This window comes from Mesorhizobium sp. M4A.F.Ca.ET.090.04.2.1, from assembly GCF_003999085.1.
Classification (GTDB): domain Bacteria; phylum Pseudomonadota; class Alphaproteobacteria; order Rhizobiales; family Rhizobiaceae; genus Mesorhizobium.
The window spans coordinates 1-9,583 of the sequence record NZ_RZOT01000203.1 but is presented as its reverse complement, the minus strand read 5'-3'; the positions used below and the strand labels follow the sequence as shown (position 1 = coordinate 9,583).

At 65.2% G+C, this 9,583-nt stretch carries 8 protein-coding genes; 3 read left to right on the top strand and 5 right to left on the bottom strand.

Annotation, left to right across the window (positions count from 1 at the left end; all coding sequences use genetic code 11):
- The first annotated feature begins 63 nt into the window (after positions 1–63).
- Positions 64–645: an NAD(P)H-dependent oxidoreductase gene (locus tag EN781_RS16030; RefSeq protein WP_126054064.1), complete on the top strand. Its 582-nt coding sequence runs from the start codon at positions 64–66 to the stop codon at positions 643–645.
- Positions 645–1,232, top strand: a complete 588-nt coding sequence (locus tag EN781_RS16025; protein ID WP_126054065.1) for an NAD(P)H-dependent oxidoreductase — start codon at positions 645–647, stop codon at positions 1,230–1,232. The genes EN781_RS16030 and EN781_RS16025 overlap by 1 nt, the downstream gene beginning before the upstream one ends.
- 47 nt (positions 1,233–1,279) lie before the next feature.
- Here EN781_RS16025 and EN781_RS16020 read toward each other — a convergent pair whose 3' ends face one another.
- The 5 genes from EN781_RS16020 to EN781_RS16000 are packed head-to-tail and all read right to left on the bottom strand — an operon-like array spanning position 1,280 to position 8,872.
- Positions 1,280–3,742: an FAD-dependent oxidoreductase gene (locus EN781_RS16020; protein ID WP_189347610.1), complete on the bottom strand. Its 2,463-nt coding sequence runs from the start codon at positions 3,740–3,742 to the stop codon at positions 1,280–1,282.
- Entirely contained in the window at positions 3,739–4,920 is a 1,182-nt protein-coding gene (locus tag EN781_RS16015; protein ID WP_126054066.1) for a pyridoxal phosphate-dependent aminotransferase, read from the bottom strand. Before EN781_RS16015 ends, EN781_RS16020 begins: the two co-directional genes overlap by 4 nt.
- Positions 4,920–5,819: a homocysteine S-methyltransferase family protein gene (locus EN781_RS16010; RefSeq protein WP_126054067.1), complete on the bottom strand. Its 900-nt coding sequence runs from the start codon at positions 5,817–5,819 to the stop codon at positions 4,920–4,922. Before EN781_RS16010 ends, EN781_RS16015 begins: the two co-directional genes overlap by 1 nt.
- Positions 5,816–8,269, bottom strand: coding sequence for an FAD-dependent oxidoreductase (locus tag EN781_RS16005; RefSeq protein ID WP_126054068.1), 2,454 nt, complete (start codon positions 8,267–8,269; stop codon positions 5,816–5,818). Before EN781_RS16005 ends, EN781_RS16010 begins: the two co-directional genes overlap by 4 nt.
- Before the next feature lie 15 nt (positions 8,270–8,284).
- Entirely contained in the window at positions 8,285–8,872 is a 588-nt protein-coding gene (locus EN781_RS16000; protein ID WP_126054069.1) for an XRE family transcriptional regulator, read from the bottom strand.
- A 235-nt stretch (positions 8,873–9,107) separates the two neighbouring features.
- Here EN781_RS16000 and EN781_RS15995 point away from each other — a divergent pair.
- Positions 9,108–9,583: nitroreductase family protein (locus EN781_RS15995; RefSeq protein WP_127400138.1), on the top strand; the 476-nt coding region annotated here is incomplete at its 3' end.

Genomic DNA, 9,583 nt, shown 5'->3' with positions numbered 1-9,583 from the left:
GAGGGGGAGATGGCCGGCAGGGCAGAGGGGGGTGCCTGGCGCTGACCTAGGGAAATTCCTCCCGTGAACATCCTCGTCCTCTACGCTCATCCGGTGGAGACCAGCTTCAATGCCGGCCTGCACCGGACGATCGTCGAGCGGCTGGGCGCGGCAGGACACACGATCGACGATTGCGACCTTTATGCCGAGGATTTCGACCCCAGGCTCACACGGGCCGAGCGGCTCGGCTACCACGACCAGCGCGGACCGGGCGATGCCGTGGCCGGCTATGTCGAAAGGCTGCAAAAAGCGGAAGCACTGGTGCTCTCCTTTCCGGTCTGGAACTACGGTTATCCGGCGATCCTGAAAGGCTTTTTCGACCGTGTCTTCCTGCCTGGCGTCTCGTTCAAGCTGGTCGACGGCAAGGTGCGGCCAACGCTGCACAACATCCGCAAGCTGGCGGCCGTCACCACCTATGGCGGCAGCCGTTTTCGAGCCATGCTGATGGGCGATCCACCGCGCAAGGTGGTCAAGCGCATGCTGCGGGCCACCATCAAGCCCGGCGCTCCCGTCTCCTACCTCGCGCATTACTCGATGAACCTCTCGACCGACGCGTCGCGGGCTGCCTTCACGGCGAAAGTCGCGGCGAGCATGGATCAATTCTGATGCGCGTGCTGGTGGTCTATTGCCATCCGGTGCCGGAGAGCTTTTGCGCTTCGATCCGCGACAGCGCCGTCGAGGTGCTCACGCGACGCGGTTGGGAGGTGCGGCTGCTCGATCTCTATGCCGAGAACTTCAATCCGGTGATGAGTTGCGAGGAGCGGCGTTTCTACAACGAGCGCGCGCCGCAGGACCCGGCGCTGAAGCCGCATTTCGATCATCTCATGTGGGCGGAGGCGATCCTCTTCGTCTATCCGACCTGGTGGTATGGGTTGCCGGCGATGTTGAAGGGCTGGCTCGACCGTGTGTGGGCGACGGATGTTGCGTTCCAGCTGCCCAATGGCAAGGGGCGGATCAAGTCGCTGATGCGACACGTCACGAAGGTCGGCGTGATCACCACCTGCGGCGCGCCGACCTGGTGGAGCGTCGTCGTCGGCCAGCCGGGCCGCAAGACCATCCTGCGCGGCATGCGCGCGCTCTGCGCCACGCGCTGCAGGACATTCTTCCTGGCGCACTATCTGATGGATTCCTCGACGCCGAGGAGCCGGGCGGCGTTCCTGGCAAAGGTGAGGGCGAAGCTGGAAAGGTTTTGACGATTAGCGTCCTTCTCCCCGTAGAACGGGGAGAAGGGAAAGGCGTGCTACATCCTGACCCGTTCCGCCTTCGGATCATACATCGGCTTCAGCGACGCCTCCGCCACAAAACGCTCGCCGGCGATCTCGACCTCGTAGGATGAGGCAAGCACATCCGCCTCGCTCTCGCCCTGGCACGGCACATAGCCAAGCCCGATCGCGCCGCCGAGATGGTGGCCGTAATTGCCGGAGGTGATCGGACCGACGATCTTGCCGTCGCGCAAGATCGCCTCGTTGTGGAAGAGCAGGGGTCGCGGGTCCTTGAGACGGAACTGCACCAGTCGACGGTCGAGGCCAGCCTCCTTCTTCCTGAGCACCGCATCGCGGCCGATGAAGTCGGCTTTGCTCGTCTTCACCGCGAAGCCGAGGCCAGCCTCCAGCACGTTGTCCTCGTCGGTGATGTCGTGGCCGAAATGGCGGAAGGCTTTTTCGATGCGGCAGGAATCCAGGGTGTGCAGACCGCAAAGCTTCAGGCCGACCTCCGCGCCGGCGTCAGAGATTGCCTCGAACACGTGCGCCGCCTGCTCGGTCGAGACATAGAGCTCCCAGCCGAGCTCGCCGACATAGGTGACGCGGTGGGCGCGGGCGAGCCCCATGCCGATCTCGATCTCGTGGAAGGTGCCGAAGGGGTTCCCCTCATTGGAAAAATCGTTGGGGCTCAACTTCTGGATCAGCTTTCGCGACTCTGGACCCATCAGGCAGAGCACGGCCTCGGCCGCGGTCACATCGGTGATGACGACGAACTCGTCGGCGACATGCCGCCTCAGCCAGGCAAGGTCACGCTGCAGAGTGGCGCCGGGCACGACGAGGAAATAGGCCGTTTCCGAAAGCCGCGTCACCGTCAGGTCGCTCTCGATGCCGCCCTTGGCGTTGAGCATCTGCGTGTAGACGATCTTGCCCGGAGCGACGTCCATGTCGTTGGCGCAGAGCCTTTGCAGCAAGGCGCAGGCGTCGCGGCCTTCGACACGGATCTTGCCGAAGGAGGTCATGTCGAAAAGCCCGACGCCGTCGCGGACCGCGAGATGTTCCTCGCGCTGGTTGTCGAACCAGTTCTGCCGTTTCCACGAATAGCGGTACTCGCGCTCCTGGCCGTCGCGGGCGAACCAGTTGGCGCGCTCCCAGCCCGCCACTTCTCCGAACACAGCGCCGCGCGCCTTCAGATGCTCGTGCAAGGGCGAGCGGCGCACGCCCCGTGACGTCGCCATCTGGCGATAGGGGAAATGGTCGGCATAGAGCAGGCCGAGCGTTTCGGAGACGCGCTCCTTGAGATAGCGGCGGTTCTTCTGGAAGGGCTGGGCGCGCCGGATATCGACCTCCCAGAGATCGAAGGGAGCTTCGCCGTCATTGATCCATTGCGCCAGCGCCATGCCGGCGCCGCCGGAAGACACGATGCCGATCGAATTGTAGCCGGTCGCCATCCAGTAGCCGGAAAGCTCCGGCGCCTCGCCGAGATAGTAGCGGTCGTCCGGCGTGAAACTTTCCGGGCCGTTGAAGAAGGTATGGATGCCGGCGGTGCCGAGCATCGGCATGCGGTTGACGCCCATTTCGAGGATGGGCTCGAAATGGTCCATGTCCTCGGGCAGCTGGTCGAAGCAGAAATCCTCGCGAATGCCGTCCATGCCCCACGGCTTTGCAACGGGCTCGAAAGCGCCGAGCATCATCTTGCCTGCGTCCTCCTTGTAGTAGGCGCACTCGTCCGGCACGCGCAGCACCGGCAGGCGGGTCAGCCCTGGGATCGGCTCAGTGACGAGATAGAAATGCTCGCAGGCGTGCAGCGGGATGGTGACGCCGTTCTGTCGGCCGAGCTCGCGTGCCCACATGCCTGCGCAGTTGATGACGATGTCGGTCTCGATCGTGCCTTGCTCCTCGCCCTGTGCCCAGGACACGCCGGAGACGCGGCCGTCCTTGGTGTGGACCTTGGTGACCTTGACGTTCTCGACGATGGCAGCGCCGCGCTGGCGCGCGCCCTTGGCTAGCGCCATGGCGATGTTGGCCGGATCGCATTGGCCGTCGAGCGGCAGGTGCACGGCGCCGACCACGTCGGACACATTGAGATGCGGGTACGTCTCCTTGACTTCGCGGGGCGAAATCTCGCGCACGTCGACATTGAACGCCCGGGCGAGAGACGCCTGCCGGTAGATTTCGTGCTTGCGCTCCTCGGTCAGTGCGACGGTGATCGAGCCGACCTGGCGCATGCCGGTGCCGACATCGGTCTCGGCCTCGAGCTTGACGTAGAGGTCGGCCGAATATTTCGCCAACCGCGTCATGTTCTGCGAGGCGCGCAACTGGCCGATCAGACCCGCTGCATGCCAGGTCGTGCCGCAGGTGAGCTGCTTGCGTTCGAGCAGCACGATGTCGGTCCACCCCAGCTTGGCCAGGTGATAGGCGACCGAGCAGCCGGAGACGCCGCCGCCGATGATGACGGCCCTTGCCTTGTTGGGAATGGCTTTGCCGGGAATGCTTTTGCTCATGCGGCCTCGCGGCGGTAGGCGGAAGCGAAGCGGCGCAGGCGAAGCGCTGCCTCCTTGAGGATGGGCTCGGGCTGGCACAGGCTGACGCGGATGTGGCCGGCGGCGGCCTCGCCGAAGCTCGAACCCGGCATGACGCCGACCCGTTCCTTGTCGAGCAGCGCCCAGGCGAACTTCTCGTCGTCAGGCTCGATCGCCGAAATGTCGAGCATGACATACATGCCGCCCTCGGAGCCGCGCACGGTGACGTCGTTCATGCCGCGGATCGCTTCGAGGAACAGCGTGCGCCGCGCGGCGTAACGCTCGGCAATCGCCTTGACGCCGTAGCCGTTTTCGAGCGCTTCGGCGCAGGCGATCGAGATGAAGGCCGGCAGGCCGTAGGTCGTCACCAGGTTGAGGTTGATGAGCAGCGCGATCATTTCCCTGGGGCCGGTCAGCCAGCCCATGCGCCAGCCGGTCATGCCGTGGCTCTTCGACATGGAATTGATGACCAACGTGCGCTCCGCCATGCCGGGCAGGGAACGCGGCGAGATGTGCTCGCCGCCACCCAGCGTCCAGTAGACTTCGTCCGACAGCAGCCAGAGATCATGCTCCCGGCAGACTTTGGCCAGGTCCTCCAGCCGCTCGCGCGAATAGACCGCGCCGGTCGGGTTGTTCGGCGTGTTGATCAGAATAGCGCGCGTGTTGGGCCGCAGTGCGGCGCGGATCATCTCGGCGCGTGGCTGGAAGCCGTCCTCGGCCGGCGTCTCGACAACGGTGAAGTCGGCGCCGGCGGCGCTGAAGGTATTGGGATAGGTGGCGTAATAGGGCGCGACGACGATGGCGTGATCGCCGGGGTCGAGCACGGCCTGCACGGCGGCATAGAGCGCCGCCTGTCCGCCCGGCGTGGCGATGACCTGGTCGGGCTCCGTCACGACGCCGGCGCAGGCGGTCGAGGCCGCCGCCATCGCCTTGCGCAGGCGCGGCTGGCCGGGAAGGGGCGTGTAGTGGTGGTTGCTGGCCCGAACCGCAGTCACGCAGGCCTCAATGGTTTCCGAAGGCGTGTCGAAGTCGTGGTCGCCGACCGAAAGCATGATGATGTCCTCGCCGGCCTGCTTGCGGGTCCAGGCCGAGAAATGCACCTCCCATCCGTCCTTGCCCGAGGGCACGATGCCGGCAATGCGCGATGAGGGTCTGGGCATTACGGAACTCCCGAGATTTTGTGACCGGCCTGCTCGAGCCGGCCGCGTAGGGCAGCGATATGGGCGGGGCCGACCTCGCAGCAGCCGCCGACGATATGGGCGCCGGCCTCGACCCAGCCGATGGCCTGCCCGGCATAGGCTTCCGGGTCGAGATCATGGCGCGCATGCAGCACGTCGACCGTGCCGCCATGCTTCAGCGCCTCGACCGCGGTGAAGCCGTTGGCATAGGCGCCGACCGGCCCCCCAAGCGCGATCAATTCGGGCAATGCGGCGCTGACGGCTTCCGGCCGGCAGCAATTGACCAGCCTGGCGGCGACCGGCAGGTCACCGAGCGCGGCCGACGCGGCGGCGATCGCCTCCCCGCTGCGCAGGCGCGGCGCGCCATGGTCGGCGAGCGTCCAGGATACCCAGACGGGTTTGCCGCTTTCGCTCGCCGCGGTGACGGCGGCGCGCGCCTCGTCGGCCGAGGCCATGGTCTCGCACAGGAAGAGATCGACGCCATCGGCCTGCGCGGCGACGATGCGGCGGTAGGTATCGAGTGTCTCCTGGAAGGAGATGGTCAGCGCCGGCGCGTAGCTGCCGAAAAGAGGCGACAGGCAGCCGGCGACGGCTGCGTCGCCGGCTTGTTCGCAAGCTTGCTTGGCAAGCTCGACGCCGCGGGCCTGAAGCTGCTTGAACAGGTCTTCAGCGCCTTCGCGCGCCAGGCGCTCCGGGGTCGCGGAATAGGTGTTGATGGTGATGACGCGGGCGCCCGCCTGGATGAACTCCGCATGCAGGTCGCGCACCAAATCCGGTTCGTCGATCAGCACCCTGGCCGACCACAGTGGCGTCGGCTCGGATTTGCTGCGCCGGACCAGTTCCTGGCCCATGCCGCCATCAGTGAGAATTACGGACTTCATGCCCTTAGTCTTTCATTGTTCGGATCCCAGAGCGGCTCGTCCTTCTGCACCACCGCCTTGAAACGGTCGCCGAAGATCTCGATCTCCAACGGGGTGCCGGGCTCGGCGAGGTCGGCGCGCAGCATGCCGAGTGCGATCGATTTGTCGATGCGATGACCCCAGCCGCCCGACGTCGTCTCGCCGACGATCCTGCCGTCATGCCAGAGCGTCGACATATAGGGCGCGTCGCAATCGCCGGGGTCCTCAACGACCAAAGTGACAAAGCGCTTCTTCACGCCCTGCTGCTTTTCGTTGAGCAGTGCCCCCTTGCCGCGGAACTCGGGCTTGTCCCATTTTACGAAGCGCTCCAGTCCGCCCTGCAGGATCGAATAGTCGGTCGAAAGATCGCCCTTCCAGGCGCGGTAGCCTTTTTCGAGCCGGAGCGAATCCAGCGCATACATGCCGAACGGCTTCAGCCCGTGGTTTTGTCCGGCGGACCAGACGGCATCGAAGACCGTTGCCGTGTCGGCGACCCTGGTGTGGATCTCCCAGCCGAGCTCGCCGGCGAAGGAGACGCGCACCAGCTTCGCCCAGCGTCCGGCGATCGTCGTTTCCTGATGCGTCAGCCAGGGAAGCGTGAGGTCGGCGGCGCAGACCCCGCCCAGAATCTTGCGCGAGTTCGGGCCGGCGAGGATCTGGGTGGAATACTCCTCGGTGCGGTCGGTCAAGGTGAAGGTCGCATTCTTGGGCATGCGCGATTTCAGCCATTCGAAATCGTGCCATTGCGCGACCGCGGCGGTGATCAGCGTCATCTGGTCCTCGCCATGGCGCACGACCGACATTTCGGTGACAATTCGGCCCTTGTCGTCGGAGAAATAGACGAGGCCGATGCGGCCGGGCTTCGGCACCAGGCCGGTGACCTGCAGCGCCAGCCAGTCGGCGGCGCCCGGACCTTCGAGGTTGAAGCGCGAGAAGCCGGGCAGGTCGAGGATGCCGGCGGCATCGCGCACTGCCAGGCATTCCTCGCGCACGCGGTGCTGCCACGGCCCGTCGCGGCGGAAGGTCAGCGTCGATTCCTCCGACGTGTCGTCGCCGGGCTGAGCGTACCAGGTGGCGCGTTCCCAGCCATTGTAGGCGTCGAACTGGCCGCCGAGCGCCTTGATGCGATCGTGCAGCGGCGACAGCTTGCGGTTGCGGCCCTCCGGCCAGGCGTGGCGCGGGAACTGGATGGCGTATTCGTTGCCGTAGATCTCCATGCCCTTGGCGACGCAATAGTCGGGTGCCGAGGCAAAGCTGGTGAAGCGGCGCGGATCGCAGGACCACATGTCCCATTCAGTCTGGCCTTCGGTGACCCACTCTGCCAGCACCTTGCCGGCGCCGCCGCCTTGCGCGATGCCGAAGGTGAAGACACAGGCCTCGAAGGCATTGGGCACGCCGGGCATCGGGCCGATCAGCGGATTGCCGTCCGGCGCGTAGGGGATAGGCCCATTGATCACCTTGGAGAGGCCGGCGGTGCCGAGGATCGGCACGCGCGCGACGGCGTCGGCAAGGTAGTGCTCCAGCCGGTCGAGATCGTCGGGGAAGAGCTGGAAGGAAAAATCCTCCGGCATCGGGTCGTTGTGGGTCGCCCAATGCGCGCGGCAATTGCGCTCATAGGGGCCGAGGTTCATGCCGGTCTTTTCCTGGCGCAGATAGTAGGAGGTGTCGACGTCGCGCAGCAGCGGCAGCTTTTTGCCCTGTTCCTTCGTCCAGGCGGCAAGCTCGGGGATCTCCTCGAACAATATGTATTGATGGCTCATCACCATCATCGGCACTGCGCGGCCGAACATTTTTCCTAGCTCGGCGGCGCGGTAGCCGGCGGCATTGACCACGATCTCACAGCGGATTTCGCCCTGCGGTGTGGCGACCACCCATTCGCCGTTCTCGCGGCGAGCGCCGGTGACCGGGCAGAAGCGGATTATCCTGGCGCCCATGTCGCGCGCGCCCTTGGCCAGCGCCTGCGTCAGCTGCGCCGGATCGATGTCGCCGTCGCTCGGGTCGTAGAGCGCGCCTTTCAGCTCATGCGTCTCGATGAAGGGATAGCGGCGCTTGATCTCGTCCAGCCCGACGACGTCGATGTCCATGCCCTGGTAGCGGCCCATGCCCTTGGCGCGCCGGAATTCCTGCATGCGCTCCTTCGAATGGGCGAGCCTGAGCGAGCCGGTGACGTGGTAGTTCATCGGATAGTCGACGGCATCGGCGAGCCCGCGATAGAGCTCGGTCGAATAGCGCTGCATGTTCATCAGCGACCATGAGGACGAGAAGGTCGGCACGTTGCCGGCGGCATGCCAGGTCGAGCCCGAGGTCAACTCGTTCTTTTCGAGCAGCACGCAATCGGTCCACCCCGCCTTGCAAAGGTGGTAGAGCGAGGAGGCGCCGACGACACCGCCTCCGATGATCACCACGCGTGCCGTGCTCGGCAAACCCGCCATGTTCTTCCCCTCCAATCAATAGACAGGTGGCGAAACCACCCAGATGACCACCGCCGGCTCGGCGCCGGGATTGCGCCAGCGAAACGGCTTGCCATCGAAACGAAAGCTGTCGCCTTCGCCGAGCCGGTGCCAGACGCCGGCAATCTCGATCTCGAAAACACCCGACGTAACATAGCCGGCTTCTTCGGTCGGACGGCGCGCTTCGGTCTTCAGCTCCGCACCCGGCGCAAATTCCGAGCGCAGCATCTCGAAGCTACCGCCGAGGTCGGGCGACAGAAGCTCCTCCACAAGTCCGGATTCGCTTGTGCCAAGCGAGCGGCGGCTGCCGGCACGCACGACCACGCCGCGCTCCGCCTCGACCGGCACGTCATGGCTGAAGAACAGGCTGATCGGCACGCCGAACAGGTCGGCGAAAGCCCTGAGGTCGCCGAGCGAAGGGACCGACAGGCCGCGCTCTACCTGACTGACCCAGCCGACGGAGCGGCCGAGCCTCAGGCCGATCTCGGCCAGCGTCAGCCCGCGCGCCTTGCGCAGCGCACGGATGTCGCCGGCCAGCAACCGCTCGCCATTGTCCTGTTCCGGCCTGGGAGCGGTCGAGACCATCGGCCTTCCGATGAAAAATTGGAGACAAATTTCATGAGAGGGCAACTCCATGAAAAAATCAAGAGGATTTTCATGATGCCACAAGATTTGCTTGCGCGTTTTTTGCGGTTCATGCAAAGGCTCGGCGACGAACGGCGAATGGGGACGTCCGGTCGGGGGCCAGGTTTCAAGGAGTCTGTGCGTGGTCCTTCGCGGGAGCCGGTTTGGTTCCCGGTCACGCGCAAAGGGACGACCCATGCTGGAAAACAACAGCCGGATAGCCAAGGATGCGGCGATCGTCGACGAGGCGATCACGTCGCGCCGCTCGGTGCGCGCCTTCCTGCCCGATATGGTCGACGACGAGACGGTCCGCGACATCCTTTCCGTCGCCGCGCGCGCGCCATCCGGCACCAACATGCAGCCTTGGCGGGTGTATGTCACCAAGGGCGATGTCAAGCAGCGCATTTCTGAGGCCATCCTCAATTCAGGCATCCGCGCCGAGAAGGCCGAGTGGGACGAGTATCGCTACTATCCCGACCAGTTCTTCGAACCCTATCTCACTCGTCGCCGCGCGAACGGCTTCGGCCTATATGGCGCGCTCGGCATCGGCCGGCGCGAGGTCGACAGGATGCGGGCGCAGCACGATCGCAACTTCGTCTTCTTCGATGCGCCCGTCGGCATAATCTTCACCGTCGACCGGCGGCTGAACAAAGGATCGTGGATCGACTACGG

What these genes read in the sequence shown, in the direction of transcription:
- EN781_RS16005 (WP_126054068.1), bottom strand. Translation starts at nt 8,269, where the DNA reads ATGGCGGGTTTGCCGAGCACGGCACGCGTGGTGATCATCGGAGGCGGT.
- EN781_RS16025 (WP_126054065.1), top strand. Translation starts at nt 645, where the DNA reads ATGCGCGTGCTGGTGGTCTATTGCCATCCGGTGCCGGAGAGCTTTTGC.
- EN781_RS16015 (WP_126054066.1), bottom strand. Translation starts at nt 4,920, where the DNA reads ATGCCCAGACCCTCATCGCGCATTGCCGGCATCGTGCCCTCGGGCAAG.
- EN781_RS16000 (WP_126054069.1), bottom strand. Translation starts at nt 8,872, where the DNA reads ATGGTCTCGACCGCTCCCAGGCCGGAACAGGACAATGGCGAGCGGTTG.
- EN781_RS16020 (WP_189347610.1), bottom strand. Translation starts at nt 3,742, where the DNA reads ATGAGCAAAAGCATTCCCGGCAAAGCCATTCCCAACAAGGCAAGGGCC.
- EN781_RS16010 (WP_126054067.1), bottom strand. Translation starts at nt 5,819, where the DNA reads ATGAAGTCCGTAATTCTCACTGATGGCGGCATGGGCCAGGAACTGGTC.